Annotated in this window: 21 protein-coding genes; 6 read left to right on the top strand and 15 right to left on the bottom strand. The window is 64.3% G+C overall.

The window, feature by feature from the left end; genetic code table 11:
* Positions 1–3 precede the first annotated feature (3 nt).
* From livG to BLS61_RS02165, 4 genes are all read right to left on the bottom strand, one after another.
* Positions 4–771: a high-affinity branched-chain amino acid ABC transporter ATP-binding protein LivG gene (gene livG / locus BLS61_RS02180; RefSeq protein ID WP_090426732.1), complete on the bottom strand. Its 768-nt coding sequence runs from the start codon at positions 769–771 to the stop codon at positions 4–6.
* On the bottom strand, positions 768–2,027 hold the full coding sequence (locus BLS61_RS02175; protein ID WP_090426729.1) for a high-affinity branched-chain amino acid ABC transporter permease LivM: 1,260 nt from the start codon (positions 2,025–2,027) through the stop codon (positions 768–770). The genes livG and BLS61_RS02175 overlap by 4 nt, the downstream gene beginning before the upstream one ends.
* On the bottom strand, positions 2,024–2,947 hold the full coding sequence (gene livH, locus BLS61_RS02170; protein WP_090426726.1) for a high-affinity branched-chain amino acid ABC transporter permease LivH: 924 nt from the start codon (positions 2,945–2,947) through the stop codon (positions 2,024–2,026). The genes BLS61_RS02175 and livH overlap by 4 nt, the downstream gene beginning before the upstream one ends.
* A gap of 116 nt (positions 2,948–3,063) precedes the next feature.
* Positions 3,064–4,182, bottom strand: coding sequence for a branched-chain amino acid ABC transporter substrate-binding protein (locus tag BLS61_RS02165; protein WP_090426723.1), 1,119 nt, complete (start codon positions 4,180–4,182; stop codon positions 3,064–3,066).
* A gap of 294 nt (positions 4,183–4,476) precedes the next feature.
* Here BLS61_RS02165 and BLS61_RS02160 point away from each other — a divergent pair, with 294 nt between their 5' ends.
* A complete protein-coding gene (locus tag BLS61_RS02160; RefSeq protein ID WP_090426879.1) occupies positions 4,477–4,794 on the top strand; it encodes a DUF2288 domain-containing protein in 318 nt (105 codons plus the stop codon).
* A gap of 96 nt (positions 4,795–4,890) precedes the next feature.
* On the top strand, positions 4,891–5,259 hold the full coding sequence (locus tag BLS61_RS02155; RefSeq protein WP_090426720.1) for a DUF5064 family protein: 369 nt from the start codon (positions 4,891–4,893) through the stop codon (positions 5,257–5,259).
* A gap of 74 nt (positions 5,260–5,333) precedes the next feature.
* Here the strand turns inward: BLS61_RS02155 and BLS61_RS02150 are convergent, their stop codons facing one another.
* From BLS61_RS02150 to pyrC, 3 genes are all read right to left on the bottom strand, one after another.
* The gene (locus tag BLS61_RS02150; RefSeq protein WP_003245614.1) at positions 5,334–5,552 is read right to left on the bottom strand and encodes a bacterioferritin-associated ferredoxin; all 219 of its coding nucleotides are present in this window, start codon (positions 5,550–5,552) and stop codon (positions 5,334–5,336) included.
* 170 nt (positions 5,553–5,722) lie between these two features.
* Complete coding sequence (gene rnt / locus BLS61_RS02145) at positions 5,723–6,397, bottom strand: ribonuclease T (RefSeq protein ID WP_090426717.1); 675 nt, start codon at positions 6,395–6,397, stop codon at positions 5,723–5,725.
* On the bottom strand, positions 6,394–7,440 hold the full coding sequence (pyrC, locus tag BLS61_RS02140) for a dihydroorotase (RefSeq protein ID WP_090426713.1): 1,047 nt from the start codon (positions 7,438–7,440) through the stop codon (positions 6,394–6,396). Before pyrC ends, rnt begins: the two co-directional genes overlap by 4 nt.
* Positions 7,441–7,593: 153 nt before the next feature.
* Between pyrC and BLS61_RS02135 the strand changes: the two genes are divergently transcribed.
* From BLS61_RS02135 to BLS61_RS02120, 4 genes are all read left to right on the top strand, one after another.
* Positions 7,594–8,541 (top strand): flagellar protein MotY, encoded by a 948-nt coding sequence (locus tag BLS61_RS02135; protein WP_090426710.1) that lies wholly within the window; start codon positions 7,594–7,596, stop codon positions 8,539–8,541.
* A gap of 116 nt (positions 8,542–8,657) precedes the next feature.
* The gene (locus BLS61_RS02130) at positions 8,658–9,875 is read left to right on the top strand and encodes an argininosuccinate synthase (protein ID WP_090426706.1); all 1,218 of its coding nucleotides are present in this window, start codon (positions 8,658–8,660) and stop codon (positions 9,873–9,875) included.
* A gap of 73 nt (positions 9,876–9,948) precedes the next feature.
* On the top strand, positions 9,949–10,341 hold the full coding sequence (gloA, locus tag BLS61_RS02125) for a lactoylglutathione lyase (RefSeq protein ID WP_090426703.1): 393 nt from the start codon (positions 9,949–9,951) through the stop codon (positions 10,339–10,341).
* Between the two features lie 68 nt (positions 10,342–10,409).
* Entirely contained in the window at positions 10,410–11,480 is a 1,071-nt protein-coding gene (locus BLS61_RS02120) for a GGDEF domain-containing protein (RefSeq protein WP_090426701.1), read from the top strand.
* 44 nt (positions 11,481–11,524) lie between these two features.
* Here BLS61_RS02120 and BLS61_RS02115 read toward each other — a convergent pair whose 3' ends face one another.
* From BLS61_RS02115 to rsxA, 8 genes are all read right to left on the bottom strand, one after another.
* The gene (locus BLS61_RS02115) at positions 11,525–11,704 is read right to left on the bottom strand and encodes a PA3496 family putative envelope integrity protein (RefSeq protein ID WP_004423730.1); all 180 of its coding nucleotides are present in this window, start codon (positions 11,702–11,704) and stop codon (positions 11,525–11,527) included.
* A 111-nt stretch (positions 11,705–11,815) separates the two neighbouring features.
* On the bottom strand, positions 11,816–12,454 hold the full coding sequence (gene nth, locus BLS61_RS02110; protein WP_003245598.1) for an endonuclease III: 639 nt from the start codon (positions 12,452–12,454) through the stop codon (positions 11,816–11,818).
* Complete coding sequence (locus BLS61_RS02105; RefSeq protein ID WP_079784273.1) at positions 12,451–13,158, bottom strand: electron transport complex subunit E; 708 nt, start codon at positions 13,156–13,158, stop codon at positions 12,451–12,453. Before BLS61_RS02105 ends, nth begins: the two co-directional genes overlap by 4 nt.
* The gene (gene rsxG, locus BLS61_RS02100) at positions 13,155–13,790 is read right to left on the bottom strand and encodes an electron transport complex subunit RsxG (RefSeq protein WP_090426698.1); all 636 of its coding nucleotides are present in this window, start codon (positions 13,788–13,790) and stop codon (positions 13,155–13,157) included. The genes BLS61_RS02105 and rsxG overlap by 4 nt, the downstream gene beginning before the upstream one ends.
* A gap of 2 nt (positions 13,791–13,792) precedes the next feature.
* Positions 13,793–14,824 (bottom strand): RnfABCDGE type electron transport complex subunit D, encoded by a 1,032-nt coding sequence (locus BLS61_RS02095; RefSeq protein ID WP_090426695.1) that lies wholly within the window; start codon positions 14,822–14,824, stop codon positions 13,793–13,795.
* A gap of 282 nt (positions 14,825–15,106) precedes the next feature.
* Positions 15,107–17,356, bottom strand: coding sequence for an electron transport complex subunit RsxC (rsxC, locus tag BLS61_RS02090; protein WP_090426690.1), 2,250 nt, complete (start codon positions 17,354–17,356; stop codon positions 15,107–15,109).
* The gene (gene rsxB, locus BLS61_RS02085; RefSeq protein ID WP_090426686.1) at positions 17,353–17,928 is read right to left on the bottom strand and encodes an electron transport complex subunit RsxB; all 576 of its coding nucleotides are present in this window, start codon (positions 17,926–17,928) and stop codon (positions 17,353–17,355) included. The genes rsxC and rsxB overlap by 4 nt, the downstream gene beginning before the upstream one ends.
* Entirely contained in the window at positions 17,925–18,509 is a 585-nt protein-coding gene (gene rsxA / locus BLS61_RS02080) for an electron transport complex subunit RsxA (protein WP_003245591.1), read from the bottom strand. Before rsxA ends, rsxB begins: the two co-directional genes overlap by 4 nt.
* Positions 18,510–18,548: the final 39 nt, after the last annotated feature.

Genomic DNA, 18,548 nt, shown 5'->3' with positions numbered 1-18,548 from the left:
GGATTACGCCTCCCCCAGATAGGCTTTGATCACGTCCGGGTTGTTGCGGATGTCGTCCGGCGTGCCGTCGGCCAGGGGAGTGCCCTGGTTGATCACGTAGATGTGGTCGGAAATGCTCATCACCAGCTTCATGTCGTGCTCGATCAGCAGCACGGTGACGTTGTGCTCGTCACGCAGCATGCCGATCAGCGCCTTGAGGTCTTCGGTCTCGCGCGGGTTGAGGCCGGCGGCCGGCTCGTCGAGCATCAGGATGCTCGGGCGCGTCATCATGCAGCGGGCGATTTCCAGGCGACGCTGCTGACCGTAGGCCAGGGTGCCGGCGCTGCGGTTGGCGAAGTCCACCAGGTTGACCTGCTCCAGCCAGTAGGCGGCAAAATCCATGGCTTCGCGCTCGCTGCGACGAAAGCCCGGGGTCTTGAACAGGCCGGCCAGGTAGCCGGTGTTGAGGTGGCGATGCTGGGCCACCAGCAGGTTTTCCACCGCGGTCATGTCCTTGAACAGACGCACGTTCTGGAAGGTGCGCACCACACCCTTGCGGGCGATCTTGTGGCCCGGCAGACCCTCGATCGACTCGCCGTTGAGGCGGATGCTGCCGGCGCTCGGCTGGTAGAAACCGGTCAGGCAGTTGAATACGGTGGTCTTGCCGGCGCCGTTCGGGCCGATCATCGACACCACCTGTTTTTCCTTGACGTTCAGGCCCACCCCGTTGACGGCCAGCAGGCCGCCGAAACGCATGGACAGGCCGCTTACTTCGAGAATCGTGCGGCTCATCGCTTCAGCTCCAGGTGGGGACGTTGCATCGGCAGCAACCCTTGCGGGCGCCAGATCATCATGAAGATCATGACCAGACCGAAGAACAGCATGCGGTACTCGCTCAGCTCACGCATCTCCTGCAGCATCACCATGATGACGGCTGCGAGGATCACGCCCAGCTGCGAGCCCATGCCACCCAGGACGACGATGGCGAGGATCATCGCCGACTCGATGAAGGTGAACGACTCCGGCGTTACCAGACCCTGACGCGCGGCGAAGAAGCTGCCGGCGAAACCCGCCAGGCTGGCGCCGATGGTAAAGGCCGAGAGCTTGATCACGGTGGGGTTCAGGCCCAGCGCACGGCAGGCGATCTCGTCTTCACGCAAGGCTTCCCAGGCACGACCGATCGGCATGCGCAGCAGGCGGTTGACCAGAAACAGGGTCAGCAGCACCAGCAGCAGGGCGATCAGATACAGGAAGATCACCTTGTACTGCGAGTTGTAGGCCAGTTCGAAGTAGCCGTGGAAGGTCGGCATGTCCGCCGGCACACGGCGCTCGAAGGACAGACCGAACAGGGTCGGCTTGTTCTCGTTGGCGATGCTCAGGCCGTTGGGGCCGCCGGTCAGCTCGGTCAGGTTGCGCAGCAGGATACGGATGATCTCGCCGAAGCCGAGGGTGACGATGGCCAAATAGTCACCGCGCAGGCGCAGCACCGGGAAGCCCAGCAGGAAGCCGAACAGCGCGGCCATCATGCCGGCCAGCGGCAGGCAGATCCAGAAGCCCAGACCGAAGTAGTGCGCCAGGATCGCGTAGCTGTAGGCACCGACGGCGTAGAAGCCGACGTAACCCAGATCGAGCAGGCCGGCCAGGCCCACGACGATGTTCAGGCCGAGGCCGAGCATCACGTAGATCAGGATCAGCGTGGCGATGTCCACCGCGCCGCGGCTGGCGAAGAACGGCCACACCAGCGCCACCATGACCATCGCCAGGATGATCCAGCGTTGGGTGGAGGGCAGGGTGAGGAAGTTGCCGAGCTGGCCGGAACCACTGGGCAGCTTGGGCAGTTGGGCCCAGGTCGGAGTGATGCGGTCACGCAGCAGTTGCCAGAGGAAGATCAGTGCCGCGGCGCCGCCGATGCACCAGAGTTCGAAGGCGGTGGCGCCCTCCACGCGCAGGCTGATGCCGACGGTGGTGAGCTTCAGGCCCAGGACCGGGTAGGAGATGATCAGCACCAGCAGGGCGCTGAAAATCGCGGATTTGAGGTTGCGGCTCATACCTTTTCCACCTCCGGGCGGCCAAGGATGCCGGTGGGACGGAACAGCAGCACCAGCACCAGCAGGCTGAACGCCACCACGTCCTTGTATTGATCGCCGAAGATATCGGCGCCGAAGGCTTCGGCCACGCCCAGCAGCAGGCCGCCGAGCACTGCGCCCGGGATGCTGCCGATACCGCCGAGTACCGCAGCGGTGAAGGCCTTGATGCCGGCGAGGAAGCCCAGGTGCGGGTTGATCACGCCGTAGTTCATGCCCAGCAGTACCGAAGCGACGGCGGCCAGCGCCGCGCCGATGACGAAGGTCAGGGCGATGATGTTGTTGGTGTTGATGCCGAGCAGGTTGGCCATCTTCAGGTCTTCGGCGCAGGCGCGGCAGGCACGGCCCAGGCGCGAGCGGGAGATGAACAGGGTCAGAGCGATCATGGTGACGAAGGTGACGATGAAGATCAGCACCTGCATGTAGGACACCACCACGCCGTTGGCCGCGCTTTCACCGAGGATGAAATTGCCAGGCAGCAGGCTGGGGATGGCCTTGTCCTTGGAGTCCTGCGAAAGCAGCACGGCGTTTTGCAGGAATATCGACATGCCGATCGCGGAGATCAGCGGGATGAGACGATTGCCGCCGCGCAGGGGGCGGTAGGCCACCCGTTCGATGCTGTAACCGTAGGCGCTGGTGACGATCATGGTGGCGGCGAACGCCGCGATCATCACGAAGGGCACGGCTTCCAGGCCGAACATGGCGAGGCCGGCGATCACGGTGAAGGCTACGTACGAGCCAATCATGTAAACCTCGCCGTGGGCGAAGTTGATCATGCCGATGATGCCGTAGACCATGGTGTAGCCGATGGCGATCAGGGCATAGGTGCTGCCAATGGTCAGGCCATTGAGCAGCTGTTGCAGGTAATGGTAAAGATCAGGCATTGCCTAACTCCTGGGCGCTTGCGTAAAGCGGCGCTTGTGGCGCAGCGCGAGGCCGGAATTCTTCTAATAAACAAAGCCCACTGCTCGCGCAGTGGGCTTTGGCTCAGACAGGAAGCTTACTTGGCTTCGGACTTGGTGCCGTCCTGGTGCCACTCGTACACCACGAAGCTGAAGTCCTTCAGATCGCCCTTCTCGTCGAAGGCCAGGGTGCCGGTGGGGGTGTCGAAGCTGTTGGCGCGCAGGGCTGCGGCCACTTTGGCGGTGTCGGTATCGCCGGCTTTCTCGATGCCTTCGGCGATGACCTGAACGGCAGCGTAGGCCGGGAACACGAACGGACCGCTCGGGTCTTCGTTCTTGGCCTTGAAGGCCTCGACCAGCGCCTGGTTCTTCGGATCCTGGTCGAAGGACTTCGGCAGGGTCACCAGCAGGCCTTCGGAAGCCGGGCCGGCGATAGCGGAGATTTCCTTGTTACCCACGCCTTCCGGCCCCATGAACTTGACGTTCAGGCCACGCTCCTTGGTCTGGCGCAGCAGCAGGCCCAGTTCCGGGTGGTAGCCGCCGTAGTAGACGAAATCGACGCCAGCCTGATTCAGCTTGGCGATCAGCGCGGAGAAATCCTTGTCGCCGGCGTTGATGCCTTCGAACAGGGAGACCTTCACGCCTTTGCCTTCCAGGGTCTGCTTGACCGCGGTGGCGATGCCTTCGCCGTACTGCTGCTTGTCGTGGATGACGGCGACGTTCTTCGGCTTGACGTGGTCGGCGATGAAGTTGCCGGCGGTCGGGCCCTGCAGGCTGTCCAGGCCGATGGTGCGGAACACCAGCTCGTAGCCACGCGCGGTGATGTCCGGGCTGGTGGAGGCCGCGGTGATCATCAGGATGCCTTCATCTTCGTAGATGTCGGAAGCCGGCTGAGTGGAGCTGGAGCACAGGTGGCCAACCACGAACTTGACGCCGTCGTTGACGATCTTGTTGGCAACGGCCACGGCCTGCTTCGGATCGCAGGCGTCGTCGTAAACCACGCCTTCGAGCTGCGCGCCGTTGACGCCGCCGGCCTTGTTGATCTGCTCGATGGCCATCTTGGCGCCGATGAATTGCATTTCACCGTACTGAGCCACAGCACCGGTCACCGGACCGGCCAGGCCGATCTTGATGTTGTCGGCCGCCATCGAATAGCTGGCCGCCCCCGCCAGTGCCATTGCCGCGAACAGCTTGGAAATCTGCTTAGCCTTGTTCATGAGTGCTCCACTCTTGTGTTTATCGTTGTTGTAGTTCTTGCGGCCGAAGCTGCAGAACCGGGTCCATGATCCCGGTAACGCCTCCGGCAACTGTACCGGAGCAGTTTAGAGCGCGAATTTGCGCCTTGAAAAGCCGGTAGCGGGAGGCGGAACACGGGGGTGTCGCGTAATTGCAAGAAATGTATAGAAAAACGGCGTGGCTTCAGTCGGTTGGCGAGCGTCGTGCGGTTGCCAGAAGGGCTGCTGACGCTATCATTGCGCGCCCTCATTCACGCCATCGACACAGGCCACACCATGACGGATCAATCTAGCACCCTCTATGCCAAGCTGCTTGGCGAAACCGCACCGATTCGCTGGCAGGAATTGCAGCCTTTCTTCGCCCGCGGTGCGTTGCTCTGGGTCGAGGGCAATCAGGATCTGGTGGCGGTCGCGCAGGCCGTGGCGGAGAACGATCAGGCCCGTGTCGCGCAGTGGATGAACGAAGGGCTGGTGGGCCGCCTCGAGGACGCGCGTGCTGCAGATCTGCTCAAGCGTGACCCGCAGCTATGGGCGGTGGTGGTCGCACCCTGGGTGCTGGTTCAGGAAAGGGCAGGGGATTCGACTCTGCACTGAAAGGGTGCGCTGCACGGCTGCAAGTCGCGGGCTAGACTCATCGCACGCTCCCGTCAGGGAGCAACTTCGCAGTGCCAAGACAAAGGAGTGAGCCCCATGTTCGAACCTGGTCATCTGCATCGCAGCAATCCGCCTGGTCTGGGCGGGCAACCTGGTTACAGCATCGATTTCTATTACGAGGTGCGCAAGGACTCGCAGGAAGGCCCCATGTTGCACGGGCGTCTGGTCGGCGAGATCGATGGCAAGGCCTTCGAGGAAACCTTTGCCATGCACCGCGACACCGCCTTCAACTTCGCCAGCGTGATTTCCCGGCTGGTGGCCAAGCATGGCCTGCCGGCCAATCACAGCCCGATCATGCGTGCGCACCAGGAATACGACGCAATCTTCGAGGACATCCGCGCCAGGCTGCACGCCAAGCCGGGCGAGGCGGTGAACCTCGACCATGTGGAGCGCGACGGCCTGTAGCCTTCGCGCGCGACCAACGTTCGGGCGAAAAAAAACCGGATCATTCGATCCGGTTTTTTTGTTTCATTCATCTATCAGGCAGCCGCGAAACCGGCGGGGTAGGCCAGGCTGGCCTGGCTGCTCTGCACTTCGGCGATGGTCTCGCGTACCACCTGCTTGGCCAGGCAGGCGCACTTGCCGCACTGGCTGGCGATGCCCAGGGTGCCGCGGACTTCACGGTAGCTGCAGCAGCCTTCATAGACCGCGTCGCGGATTTGCGTATCGGTGACACCTTCACAGAGGCAGACGTACATAAGCAAGGCTCGTCTTGGTAGTTCTGTTCGATGGGTCGGATACTAATGTTAATGAGAATGCTTGTCAAAGATCGATTGCGAATGCTCGCATCTCCTGACGAACGGTACAGGCCCCGAGGCCTGATATGAAAAAACCGGCGTGCGCCGGTTTTTTCATGAGCGGGTTGCCCCTACTGATCGAACTCGTCCCAGCCGCCCATTTCCTTCCAGCGGTTGACGATGCCGCAGAACAGCTCGGCCGTCTTCTCGGTGTCGTAGCGCGCCGAGTGCGCCTCCTTGCCATCGAACTCGATGCCCGCGGCCTGGCAGGCCTTGGCCAGCACGGTCTGGCCGTAGGCGAGGCCGGCCAGGGTGGCGGTATCGAAACTGGAGAAGGGATGGAAGGGGTTGCGCTTGATGCCGCAACGCGCCACCGCGGCGTTGAGAAAGCCCAGATCGAAGCTGCTGTTGTGGCCCACCAGGATGGCGCGCTTGCAGCCGGCCGATTTGATCGACTTGCGCAGGCCCTTGAAGATCTCGCCCAGGGCATGCTCCTCGCTCACCGCCATGCGCAGCGGGTGATCGAGCTTGATGCCGGTGAACTCCAGCGCCGCCGCCTCGATATTGGCGCCCTCGAAGGGCTCGATGCGGAAGAAGTGGGTGTGATCCGGATAGAGAAAGCCGCCCTCGTCCATGGCGATGGTGGTCGCGGCGATTTCCAGCAGGGCGTCGGTGGCGCAATTGAAACCGCCGGTCTCCACGTCCACCACCACCGGCAGGTAGCCGCGAAAGCGCGCCGCCATGGGCGTGCGCGGGCCGGACGGCAGGCTGGGGTCGAGTTCGTCGTCGTAGCTGTCTTCGCTCACGCCTGGCCCTCCAGCAGCTTCCAGCGCAGGGTTTCGCCGGCACGCAGCGGCACCACGCTGTTGTCGCCCAGCGGCAGGCTGGCCGGCACGGTCCATTCCTCACGCACCAGGGTGATGCTGTCGTTGTTGCGCGGCAGGCCGTAGAAGTCCGGGCCATGGAAGCTGGCGAAGGCTTCCAGCTTGTCCAGCGCGTTGCGCTGTTCGAAGGCCTCGGCGTACAGCTCGATGGCGGCGAAGGCGGTGTAGCAGCCGGCGCAGCCGCAAGCCGCTTCCTTGGCATGCTTGGCGTGCGGCGCCGAGTCAGTGCCGAGGAAGAACTTGACGTTGCCGCTGGTGGCGGCATCGAGCAGGGCTTCCTGGTGCACGTTGCGCTTGAGGATCGGCAGGCAATAGAAGTGCGGACGAATACCGCCAACCAGCATGTGGTTGCGGTTGTACAGCAGGTGGTGGGCCGTGATGGTGGCGCCGACGTTGGCCGAGGCCGCCTCGACGAACTGCACCGCGTCACGGGTGGTGATGTGCTCGAACACCACTTTCAGCGTGGGGAAACGCTCGACCACGCGGGTCAGGTGCTCGTCGATGAAGGCCTTCTCGCGGTCGAACACATCGATCTCGGCGCGGGTCACTTCGCCATGCACCAGCAGCAGCATGCCCACTTCGGCCATGGCCTCGAGCGCCGGGAAAATCTTGTCGATGCTGGTGACGCCCGAATCGGAGTTGGTGGTGGCGCCGGCCGGGTAGAGCTTGGCCGCGTGCACGAAACCGCTGGCCTTGGCCGCGCGCACATCCTCGGGACTGGTGTTGTCGGTGAGGTAGAGCACCATCAGCGGCTCGAAGCGGCTGCCAGCCGGGCGCGCAGCGAGAATGCGCTGGCGATAGGCGTCGGCCTCGGCGGCGTTGCGCACCGGCGGAACCAGGTTGGGCATGATGATGGCGCGGCCGAAGGTGCGCGCGGCGTCGCCGACGGTATGTGGCAGCACCGCGCCGTCGCGCAGGTGAATGTGCCAGTCATCGGGACGCAGGAGAGTCAGGCGGTCGGACATGAAGGCTTCCAGGCGGGTAAAACGTGGCCGCATGTTAACTGAAAAAGCGCCGCTTCGCGCTTGCGCCGACGCGACAATCGCACGCGAGGGTCAAGTTTCCGTACGTCCGACCGATACCCCGTGAGAATGCCCTGAACCGCCGTGGAGCCTGTCGTGCGTGCGCCCAATTTGCTTCTGATCAGCCTGCTGGCTGGCATGCCTCTGTGCCTGCCGGCGCATGCCATCAGCTTCCAGACGCGGCTGGAGAAGGTGGAGTGGACGGTCGAGGGCGATCAGTTCGAATGCCGCCTCAGTCAGCCGATCAGCAATTTCGGCAGCGGCGAATTCGTGCGCCGCGCCGGTGAGCAGGTGACCTTCCGCCTCAAGGCGCGTGAGCGCTGGATGGGGCCTGGCTCGGCGACCCTGCTGGCGGCGGCGGCGCCCTGGCAGCCGGGGCGCGGTGATATCAATCTGGGCGTGGTCAGCGTCGGTAATGGCGAGGTGCCGTTCAACAGCTCGCAGGAGCAGGGCGCGCGCCTGCTCACCGGTCTGCTGGAAGGGCGCAGCCCGGTAGTGCGTCATCGCACGCTCAATGGCGGCGAAAATCTGGAAGTGCGGCTGCTGCCGGTGAAGTTTCACAAGGCCTATGACGATTACCAGGCGTGCACCGCCAAGCTGCTGCCGGTTAATTTCGATCAGATTCGCCAGGCGCAGATCGGCTTTCCCGGTGGCGGCATCGAACTGGATGCCATGGCCAAGGCCAAGCTCGACATCATCCTCGACTTCGTCAAGGCCGACCCCAGCATCAACAGCTTCCAGATCGACGGCCACGCCGACAACAGCGGCAATCGCCTGACCAACCGAGACCTATCACGTCGCCGCGCGCTGGCCGTGCAGGAGTATCTGGTGGCCGGCGGCATACCGGTCGAACAAATCACCATGCGCTTTCATGGCGAGCGCTACCCCCTGGTACCGAACAACAACGAGGCCAATCGGGCGAAGAATCGTCGCGCCACCCTGCGTCTGGATCGCGTGCCTGCACCAGAGGTGCCGCCTCCTGGCGCGCCACAGAGCGCCCCGCCAAACACCCCGGCCGACCCGCTTGGCAGCACGCCTTCCTGAGCAGAAGCCACGCTGCGTTGCGTCGCTTTGTCATCACAGGCTGTCGCACCCCTGTAAATTGGCCCGCGGGGCCAGTAGAATCACGGGTTTTACCGTACAACCCGTGGAGTGATGGCATGGCGGACGTCAAAAAGGTGGTTCTGGCCTATTCCGGTGGCCTGGACACCTCGGTGATCCTCAAGTGGCTGCAAGATACCTATAACTGCGAAGTGGTGACCTTCACCGCCGATCTCGGCCAGGGCGAGGAGGTCGAACCGGCCCGCGCCAAGGCTCAGGCCCTGGGCGTCAAGGAAATCTACATCGACGACCTGCGCGAAGAATTCGTCCGCGATTTCGTCTACCCGATGTTCCGCGCCAACACTATCTACGAAGGCGAGTACCTGCTGGGTACTTCCATCGCTCGCCCGCTGATCGCCAAGCGCCTGATCGAGATCGCCAACGAGACCGGCGCCGACGCCATCTCCCACGGCGCCACCGGCAAGGGCAACGACCAGGTGCGTTTCGAACTGGGCGCCTATGCGCTGAAGCCGGGCGTGAAAGTCATCGCCCCCTGGCGCGAGTGGGATCTGCTGTCGCGCGAGAAGCTGATGGACTACGCCGAGAAGCACGCCATCCCGATCGAGCGCCACGGCAAGAAGAAGTCGCCGTACTCCATGGACGCCAACCTGCTGCATATCTCCTACGAGGGTGGCGTGCTGGAAGACACCTGGACCGAGCACGAAGAAGACATGTGGCGTTGGACCAAGTCGCCGGAAGCGGCGCCGGAAACTCCGACCTACATCGAGCTGACCTACAACGCCGGTGACATCGTCGCCATCGACGGCAAGGCCATGACCCCGGCCCAGGTGCTGGCCGAGCTGAACCGCATCGGCGGCGAGAACGGCATCGGTCGCCTGGACATCGTCGAGAACCGTTTCGTCGGCATGAAGTCGCGCGGCTGCTACGAAACCCCTGGCGGTACCATCATGCTCAAGGCCCACCGCGCCATCGAGTCGATCACCCTCGACCGCGAAGTGGCTCACCTGAAAGACGAGCTGATGCCGAAATACGCCAGCCTGATCTACAACGGTTTCTGGTGGAGCCCGGAGCGTCTGATGCTGCAACAGATGATCGACGCCTCCCAGGCCAACGTGAACGGCGTGGTGCGCCTGAAGCTGTACAAGGGCAACGTCATCGTCACCGGGCGCAAGTCCGACGATTCGCTGTTCGACGCCAACATCGCGACCTTCGAGGAAGACGGCGGCGCCTACAACCAGCAGGACGCGGCGGGCTTCATCAAGCTCAACGCGCTGCGCATGCGTATCGCTGCAGGCAAGGGGCGCAAGCTGGTCTGATAGACTGGCTGCACCGTGTCACAAGAACCCCGGCCACGCGCCGGGGTTCTGCTTTCCAGTAGAGGAAAATCTGATGAGACTGCTGCATACCATGCTGCGTGTCGGCGACCTGGACCGATCCATTGCCTTCTACACCGAGGTGCTGGGCATGACCTTGCTGCGCCGCAAGGACTATCCGGACGGCCAGTTCACCCTGGCGTTCGTCGGTTACGGCGACGAGGCGCACAACAGTGTGATCGAGCTGACTCACAACTGGGGCGTCGATAGCTACGAGCTGGGCACTGGCTACGGCCATATCGCCCTGGAAGTCGAAGACGTCTACAAGGCCTGCGAGGACATCCGTTCGCGCGGCGGCAGGATTACCCGTAAGCCGGGGCCGATGAAGCACGGCAGCAGCATCCTGGCCTTCGTCGAGGACCCGGACGGCTACCGGATCGAACTGCTCTCAGCCAAGCGGAACGATTGACAGCTGGCGAATCTTGTAAGTAAATGCTTACAAAATAAGTGGCCATTCGCTGATCAGCGAGGTGCCCCATGACGACTGATTCTCAGGCCCTGCGCCTCATTCGCGTAGTCCAGGAGCTGTCGATGGCCAAGGACGTGGACCGTGTGGTGGAGATCGTCCGCAGCGCGGCCCGTGAGCTGACCGGTGCCGACGGCGCAACCTTCGTCCTGCGCGACGGGCAGCAGTGCTTCTATCGCGACGAGGACGCCATCTCGCCTCTGTGGAAGGGGCAGCGCTTCCCCCTGACCTCCTGTATCAGCGGCTGGGTCATGCTGAACCGCTGTGCAACGGTGATCCCCGATATCTACGCCGACTCGCGCATTCCCCACGAGGTCTATCGCCCGACCTTCGTCAAAAGCCTGGTGATGGTGCCGATTCGCACTCTGGAGCCGATCGGCGCCATCGGCACCTACTGGGCACAGCCTTATCAGGCTTGCGATGGGCAGGTCGAGTTGCTGCAGGCGTTGGCCGATTCCACGTCGGTGGCACTGGAAAATATCCAGGTGTATGCCGAGCTGGAGCAGCGCGTCGACGAACGTACCGGGCAACTGGCCGAGGCCAATCGACGTTTGCAGGATGAGGTTCGTGAGCGCCAGCTGGCCGAGCAGGCGGTGCGTCAGCTGTCACTGACCGATGAACTGACCGGGTTGTACAACCGGCGCGGCTTTCGCCTGCTGGCCGAGCGCGAGCTGCGCGCGGCGCGTCGGCGCAAGGGGCGCTGCCTGCTGCTGTACGCCGATCTCGACGATCTCAAACCGGTCAATGATCGCTTCGGCCATGACGCCGGGGACCGCCTGATCAAGGCGGCCGCCGACCTGCTCAAGGCACAGTTTCGTGTGACCGACGTGATCGCCCGCCTGGGCGGCGACGAATTCGTCGTACTGGCCAGCGACTACAGCGACAGCGAAGAGGTGCTGCGTCGTCTGGAGCAGGCATTGCGGGGCAGGGAGGGCGGCGCCGGGCAGCGTCTGTCGATGAGCATGGGGATCAGCGAGTCGTCGCTGAATCCCGACGAGGGGCTCGATAGCCTGCTGGTGCAGGCCGATGCGGCGATGTACGCCAACAAGTGCGCGCGTCGTGCCCTGCGTGCGGTGAGCTGAAACGAAAAAGCCCCGCGGCTGGCGGGGCTTCTTGCGTGGCGCGATCAGATATCGAAATCGTATTCGGCCAGCTGCTTGTGCAGGCGACGCTCTTCGAGGAAGTTGTCGATGATGCGGCGCTTGGTCAGGTTGGTCTTGGCGACTTCCACCGCAGGCTCGGCATCGTCTGCATCGTCCGCGACAAAGTCTTCGTCCAGCTCGAGATCTTCTTTGTCAGTGCTCATCTATTCCACTCCAGGCCAGTTACCGGGGCCATTTGCGCACCTTATAGCGGCAAAAATTGAGCGGGTAAAAAAGATTTTTTCAATCAGAAGATCGCCGGATTCTATGGTCGATCAATCGTCGGAGGTTTTTGCCTTGTACTCGCACAGATCCTCGATGCGGCAGGCTCCACAGCGCGGTTTGCGTGCGGTGCAGACGTAGCGTCCGTGCAGGATCAGCCAGTGGTGGGCGTCGAGCAGGTAATCCTTGGGCACGAACTTGAGCAGCTTCTTCTCCACCTCGACCACGTTCTTGCCCGGCGCGATGCCGGTGCGGTTGCTGACGCGGAAGATGTGCGTGTCCACGGCCATGGCGAGCTGGCGAAACGCAGTGTTGAGCACCACGTTGGCGGTCTTGCGGCCGACGCCGGGTAGGGCTTCGAGGTCCTCGCGGTTGTCCGGCACCTGACTGCCGTGCTTCTCGATGAGGATGCGGCAGGCCTCGATGACGTTCTTCGCCTTGCTGTTGTACAGGCCGATGGTCTTGATGTACTCGGAAAGTCCCTCGACGCCCAGGGCGTAGATGGCCTCCGGCGTATTGGCCACCGGAAACAGCTTGGCCGTGGCCTTGTTGACGCTGACGTCGGTGGCCTGGGCCGATAGCGTCACCGCTACCAGCAGCTCGAACGGCGTGCTGTAGGCCAGCTCGGTCTTCGGCTCGGGGTTGTCCTCGTGCAGGCGACGGAAGATTTCCAGGCGTTTGGCGGCGTTCATTCGATGACTCCGGTAACGCGAACGCGGCGGCTTTGTACGGGCGCCTCGGGCGCGGCGGCCTTGGCCCGTTCCGCGGCGATCTGGTCGATGCGGTTCTTGCCGGCGATCAGCAGGCCCAGGACGATAAAGGCGCCCGGCGGCAGGATGGCCAGCAGAAAGCCCTTGTAGTCCTGTACCAGGGTGAGCTTCCACTCGGCGGCAATCGGCCCGAACAACAGGTGCATGTTGGCGAACAGGGCGCCGGTGCCGAGCAGTTCGCGGATGGCGCCGATCATGACCAGCACCAGGCCGAAGCCCAGGCCCATCATCAGACCGTCATAGGCGGCGCGGGCCGGGTCGTGCTTGGCGGCGAAGCCGTCGGCGCGGCCGAGGATCACGCAGTTGGTGGTGATCAGCGGGATGAAGATGCCGAGGATCTGGTACAGCTCGTAGGTGAAGGCCTGCATCAGCAGCTCGATGCAGGTGGTCAGTGCGGCGATGATCATGACGAAGGCCGGCAGGCGCACGGCGGTATTGACCACACCGCGCACCAGCGACACCGCGGTGTTGGAGCACACCAGCACCACCGCGCTGGCCAGGGCCAGGCCGAGGGCGTTGACCGTGGAGTTGCTCACCCCCAGCAGCGGGCACAGACCGAGCAGCTGCACCAGCGCCGGGTTGTTCTTCCACAGGCCGTTGAAGCTGATTTCGCGGTAGCTGGTCATTGTTCGTTCTCCGCCAGGCCCAGCAATTGGGCGCGGTGCTTGTCGAAGTAGCGCAGGGCGCCGTGCACGGCCTTGACCACGGCGCGCGGAGTGATGGTGGCGCCGGCGAACTGGTCGAAATCGCCGCGATCCTTCTTCACTGCCCAGCCGTCTTCGTTGGGATCGCTCAGGGACTTGCCCTCGAAGCTGCGTATCCAGTCGCTCTTGGCCAGTTCGATCTTGTCGCCCAGGCCCGGAGTCTCTCGGTGGCCAAGCACACGCACACCGGCCAGGCGGCCATCGGCGGAGATGCCCACCAGCAGGTGGATGGCGCCGCTGTAGCCGTTCGGTGCAGTCACCGGCAGGATCAGCGCGCTGGGTTGGTCGCCCTTCAAGGCCAGGTAAGCCGACTGCGGGCTGCGGTGGCCCAGCTCGGGGGCATTGAGTTCGATGCGGTTGTCCAGCAGGTGGTTGTCATAGCTGCCGCTCGGCAGGATTTCGGCCAGGGCGCGTACCTGCGCTTCGCGCTCGGCGGCGGCGATGCGCGTGGCAGTGCCCTGTTGCAGCAGAGCCACGCTGCCGACGGTGCCAATGGCGAACAGGCCAAGCACCAGGGCGTTCTTCAGCATCGAGCGGCTGATTTCCGGCAGCATGCTCATTCTCCCAACTTGAAGCCGCTGTTGGGCTTGCGATGGCCGTAGCTACGCGGCCGGGTGTAGTAGTCGATGGTCGGCGCGGCCAGGTTCATCAGCAGCACGGCGAAGGCCACCGCGTCCGGGTAACCGCCCCAGGCGCGGATCACGTAGACCAGTATCCCGACGCCGATGCCGAACACCAGACGCCCACGATTGCTGGTAGCGCCGGATACCGGGTCGGTGACGATGAAGAAGGCGCCGAGCATGGTGGCCCCGGTGAGCAGGTGAAACAGCGGCGAGCCGTTGGAATCCGAGCCGCTGCCGTTCCAGAACAGCAGACTCATGACGAACAGCGCGGCGAGCATGCCCACCGGCGCGTGCCAGGTGATCAGCCGCTTGTGCAGCAGGTACAGGCCGCCGGCGAGGAACGCCAGGTTGACCGCCTCGCTGCCAGTGCCGCCGAAATGGCCGAAAGCCGGGTTGACGGCGTACAGCTCGTCGATGGTCAGGCTCTTGTTCACTTTCAGCGCGTCCAGCGCGGTGGCCTGGGCCCAGCCGTCTGGCAGGCTGGCGATACCGAGTATGTGCTTGATGCCGTCCAGCGCGGCGACGCCGTGCGGCGCGGGCCAGCTGGTCATTTCCACCGGGAAGGAGATCAGCACCACCACGTAGCCGACCATAGCCGGATTGAAGGGGTTCTGCCCGAGTCCGCCATAAAGCTGCTTGCCGAAGCCGATGGCGAAGCCGCAGGCGATCAGGGTCAGCCACCATGGCGAATAGGGCGGCAAGGCCAGGGCCAGCAGCACGGCGGTGACCAGGGCGCTGTAGTCCTTGAGGAAGAAGGCCACCGGGCGCTTGCGCGCGGCCAGCAGCGCGGCCTCGAAGCCCAGCGCGCAGAGGCTGGCCCAGAGCAGGTTGAACAGGGTGCCGGCGCCGAACAGCCAGGTCAGCGCGAGGATGCCCGGCACGGTGGCCAGCAGCACCTGCAGCATGACCTGCTGGGTACGGTTGCTGCCCTTGGCGTGGGGCGATGTGATGCGGGGCAGGGCCATCGGCGCTCCTGTTACTGCGTTCGTATTGAGTGCAGTGGTGTTCATTCTCCGGATTGCATCCGGGCTACTGTTGTCTGTGCCGCCCGGGTGCTCCGACGCGACTGTAGCCCGGATGCAATCCGGGGCGCTGTTCCGGTGTGCCGGCGTTTTCGTTCCCCCTCTCCCGTTTACGGGAAAGGGCCGGGGAGAGGGTGCGGCGTACTGGCCCTCTCCCCAACCCCTCTCCCACAAGTGGGAGAGGGGCTTTAATCGTTGTGCTGCCTGACCTATCCAGGGCGATCGCTACGTCTGGTATTCGGCCAGCTTGCGTTCGGCTTCGGCCAGGCGTGTACGCGCCTGTTCCAGCGCCTCGCCCGCGGCGCTCTCGTCACGCTCCAGCTTGCGCAGGTCGGCGCGGGCGAAGGCCACCTCGGTCTTCAGCGCCTTGAATTTTTCGTCCACGCCGGGGCGTTCGGTGCGTACCAGCTCCGGCGCCGGCTTGCCCGAAGCCGCCTCGGCCGCATGCAGGGCTTGTTCGGCGGCAGCCAGGGCAGCGCGCAGCGGCTGCAGGTCGGCTTCGTCGGCGCCGGCCTTCTCGGCCTTCTTCAGTTCGGCGCGTTTCATCGCCAGCTCGACCTTGGCCTTTTTCAAGGTGTCGTCGCCGGCCGGTTTGGCGGCAGGGGCGGGCGCCTGGCTTTCCAGATCGGCCAGGGCTTTCTCGGCTGCTTCCAGTTGCTGGCGCAGGCGAGCGAGTTCGGCCTGCTGGTCGTCGTCCGGGTTTTCGATCTTTTCCAGCTTGCGCAGCTGGGCCTTGAGCATGGCAGCGTCGATCTTGGCCTTCTTCAACGCCTCGTCGCCGGCGGGCTTGGGCGTCGGGGCAGGTGCAGCTGCCTGTGCGTTGGTCAAGGCCTTTTGTGCGGCTTCGGCAGCGGCACGCAGCTCAGCGACTTGCGCCTGCAGTTCGGGCGTGTCGTGGGCGGCCAGCTGTTTTTCCGCCTTCTTCAGCGCGACCTGGGCCATGCTGGCTTCGATCTTGAGTTTCTTCAGCGCCTCATCGGCCGGCGCGGCTGCCGCTACCGCCGGTGCCTCGGCCTGCGCCGCCTTGGCGCGGGCGGCCTTCTCGGCGCGTGCCTTGCGCTCGGCTTCCTTCTGTTCCTCGGCGCGACGTAGGCGTTCCTGGCGCTGCTCGAAACGCTGCTTGGAGTGCTCGGCCTTGAGCTGCTTCTGTTCCAGCTCGCGGATTTCCGCCTTGGCCGCACGGTAGTACTGCACCAGCGGAATGCTCGATGGGCAGACGTAGGCGCAGGCACCGCACTCGATGCAGTCGAACAGGTTGTGCGCCTTGAGCTGTTCGTGCTCCTGGCCCAGGGCGAAGAAGTGCAGTTGCTGCGGTAGCAGGCTGGCCGGGCAGGCCTCGGCGCATTCGCCGCAGCGGATGCAGGGCATGGCCGGCGGTGGCGGCGGCAGCTCGACGGCGGTGCTGGCCAGCAGGCAGTTGCTGGTCTTGATCAGCGGCACCTCGAGGCTGGGCAGGGTAAAGCCCATCATCGGACCGCCCATGATCAGGCGATTGAGTTTGCCGGTGTCCAGCCCGGCGAACTCCAGTAGCTCGCCCACCGGCGTGCCGAGCAGCGCCTCGACGTTCCCCGGGCGCGCCAGCGCCTCGCCGGTCAGGGTGGTGATGCGCGAAATCAGCGGCTTGCCCAGCACCACCGCGTCGTGAATGGCCGTGCAGGTGCCGACGTTCTGGCAGAGGATGCCGATATCGGCCGGCAGCCCGCCCGAGGGCACCTCGACACCGGTGAGAATCTGGATCAGCTGCTTCTCGCCGCCGGAGGGGTACTTGGTGGGGAACACCCGCACCTGGTAGCTGCGCTCGCTGCAGGCGCCGCGCACCGCGGCGATGGCCTCGGGCTTGTTGTCCTCGATGCCGATCAGCACCTGATCGGGCTGGATCAGCTGCACCAGGATATCGATGCCGGAAACCAGCTCGCCGGCGCGCTCGCGCATCAGCAGGTCGTCGGCGGTGATGTAGGGCTCGCACTCGGTGCCGTTGATGATCAGCGTGTGGATCTTCTGCGTCGGCCGTGCGGTGAGCTTCACCGCGGTGGGGAAGCCGGCGCCGCCCAGGCCGCTGATGCCGGCCTCGCGGATCAGCGCCAGCAGCTCGGCGGATGCCATATGCCGGTAGTCGCCATGCGGCGTCAGGTCGACCCATTCGTCCAGACCGTCGCTGTCGATGACGACAGCCGGCGCCAGCATGCCGGAGACGTGTGGGTAGGGCTGCGGGCCGATAAAGCTGACGGTACCGGAGGTCGGGGCATGCAGCGGCGCGCTGACGAAGCCGTTGGCCTCGGCGATCTTCTCGCCCTTGCGCACCCGTTGGCCGACCACCACGCAGGGCTCGGCGACTGCACCGATATGCTGGCCGAGCGGCAACACCAGGCGCTTGGGCAGCGGCGCCTGCTGGATCGGCGTGCGGTTGGACAGCTCCTTGCGCTCGGCAGGGTGGATGCCGCCGGGTATATCCCAGATCTTTTCCTGCGCGCTCATGCCGCCTGCTCCCGGTCGCTGGCGATCAACTGGCCGGGCGCCAGCGGCTTGTCCCATTTCCAGCTTTGCACGGTGCTACCGACTTCGATCATGTCGATGCAGTCCACCGGGCAGGGTTCGACGCACAGGTCGCAGCCGGTGCATTCGCTGGCGATCACCGTGTGCATCTGCCGCGCAGCGCCGACGATGGCGTCCACCGGGCAGGCCTGGATGCATTTGGTGCAGCCGATGCATTCGGCTTCGCGGATGAACGCGACCATCTGCGGCTTCTCGCCTTCCACCGCATCCAGCGGCTCGGGTTCGACGTCCAGCAGGTCGGCCAGCGCCTGGATGGTCGCTTCGCCGCCGGGCGGGCACTTGTTGATCTTGTCGCCGCCGGCGATCGCCTCGGCGTAGGGCTTGCAGCCCGGGTAGCCGCACTGGCCGCACTGGGTCTGTGGCAGCAGGGCGTTGATCTGTTCGGCGATGGGGTCGCCCTCGACCTTGAAGCGCACCGCGGCGAAACCGAGGATGGCGCCAGCAATCAGGCACAGCGCGAGCAGGGCGAGGACGGCGACGAGAACCAGGCTCATAGCTTGATCAACCCGGCAAAGCCCATGAAGGCCAGCGACATCAGACCGGCGGTGATCATGCCGATGGCCGCGCCCTGAAAGGATTTCGGCACGTCGGCGATGGCGATGCGCTCGCGCATGGCGGCGAACAGCACCAGCACCAGGGAGAAGCCCAGACCCGCGGCGAAGCCGTTGACGGTGGCGGTGATGAAGGTGAACTCGGCCTTGTTGGCGTTGAGCAGGGCCACGCCCAGGACGATGCAGTTGGTGGTGATCAGCGGCAGGAAGATGCCCAGCACGCGATAGAGCAGCGGGCTGGTCTTGTTCACCACCATCTCGGTGAACTGCACGGTCACCGCGATCACCAGGATGAAGCTGATGGTGCGCAGGAATTCCAGGTCCAGCGGCTTGAGCACGTACTGCTGCACCAGGTAGCTGCACATGGCAGCCAGGGTCAGCACGAAGGTGGTGGCCAGCGACAGGCCGATGGCGGTTTCGATCTTCTTCGACACGCCCATGAACGGGCACAGGCCGAGAAACTGCACCAGCACGAAATTGTTGACCAGGATGGCGCTGACCATGATCAGGACGAGTTCGGTCATCGGGTTGCCGTCGAGTGCGCAAAGGCCGTAGGAAAAGGG

It is taken from the genome of Ectopseudomonas guguanensis, assembly GCF_900104265.1.
Lineage (GTDB): Bacteria > Pseudomonadota > Gammaproteobacteria > Pseudomonadales > Pseudomonadaceae > Aquipseudomonas > Aquipseudomonas guguanensis.
This window is presented reverse-complemented; position numbering and strand designations above follow the sequence as displayed.

Coding starts and splice junctions, on each gene's coding strand:
- rsxC (WP_090426690.1), bottom strand. CDS start 17,356: ATGAGCGCGCAGGAAAAGATCTGGGATATACCCGGCGGCATCCACCCT.
- rsxB (WP_090426686.1), bottom strand. CDS start 17,928: ATGAGCCTGGTTCTCGTCGCCGTCCTCGCCCTGCTCGCGCTGTGCCTG.
- livH (WP_090426726.1), bottom strand. CDS start 2,947: ATGCCTGATCTTTACCATTACCTGCAACAGCTGCTCAATGGCCTGACC.
- BLS61_RS02150 (WP_003245614.1), bottom strand. CDS start 5,552: ATGTACGTCTGCCTCTGTGAAGGTGTCACCGATACGCAAATCCGCGAC.
- gloA (WP_090426703.1), top strand. CDS start 9,949: ATGAGACTGCTGCATACCATGCTGCGTGTCGGCGACCTGGACCGATCC.
- rsxG (WP_090426698.1), bottom strand. CDS start 13,790: ATGCTGCCGGAAATCAGCCGCTCGATGCTGAAGAACGCCCTGGTGCTT.
- BLS61_RS02165 (WP_090426723.1), bottom strand. CDS start 4,182: ATGAACAAGGCTAAGCAGATTTCCAAGCTGTTCGCGGCAATGGCACTG.
- pyrC (WP_090426713.1), bottom strand. CDS start 7,440: ATGTCCGACCGCCTGACTCTCCTGCGTCCCGATGACTGGCACATTCAC.
- BLS61_RS02175 (WP_090426729.1), bottom strand. CDS start 2,027: ATGAGCCGCAACCTCAAATCCGCGATTTTCAGCGCCCTGCTGGTGCTG.
- livG (WP_090426732.1), bottom strand. CDS start 771: ATGAGCCGCACGATTCTCGAAGTAAGCGGCCTGTCCATGCGTTTCGGC.
- nth (WP_003245598.1), bottom strand. CDS start 12,454: ATGAACGCCGCCAAACGCCTGGAAATCTTCCGTCGCCTGCACGAGGAC.
- BLS61_RS02155 (WP_090426720.1), top strand. CDS start 4,891: ATGTTCGAACCTGGTCATCTGCATCGCAGCAATCCGCCTGGTCTGGGC.
- BLS61_RS02160 (WP_090426879.1), top strand. CDS start 4,477: ATGACGGATCAATCTAGCACCCTCTATGCCAAGCTGCTTGGCGAAACC.
- BLS61_RS02105 (WP_079784273.1), bottom strand. CDS start 13,158: ATGACCAGCTACCGCGAAATCAGCTTCAACGGCCTGTGGAAGAACAAC.
- rsxA (WP_003245591.1), bottom strand. CDS start 18,509: ATGACCGAACTCGTCCTGATCATGGTCAGCGCCATCCTGGTCAACAAT.
- BLS61_RS02115 (WP_004423730.1), bottom strand. CDS start 11,704: ATGAGCACTGACAAAGAAGATCTCGAGCTGGACGAAGACTTTGTCGCG.
- BLS61_RS02120 (WP_090426701.1), top strand. CDS start 10,410: ATGACGACTGATTCTCAGGCCCTGCGCCTCATTCGCGTAGTCCAGGAG.
- BLS61_RS02130 (WP_090426706.1), top strand. CDS start 8,658: ATGGCGGACGTCAAAAAGGTGGTTCTGGCCTATTCCGGTGGCCTGGAC.
- BLS61_RS02095 (WP_090426695.1), bottom strand. CDS start 14,824: ATGGCCCTGCCCCGCATCACATCGCCCCACGCCAAGGGCAGCAACCGT.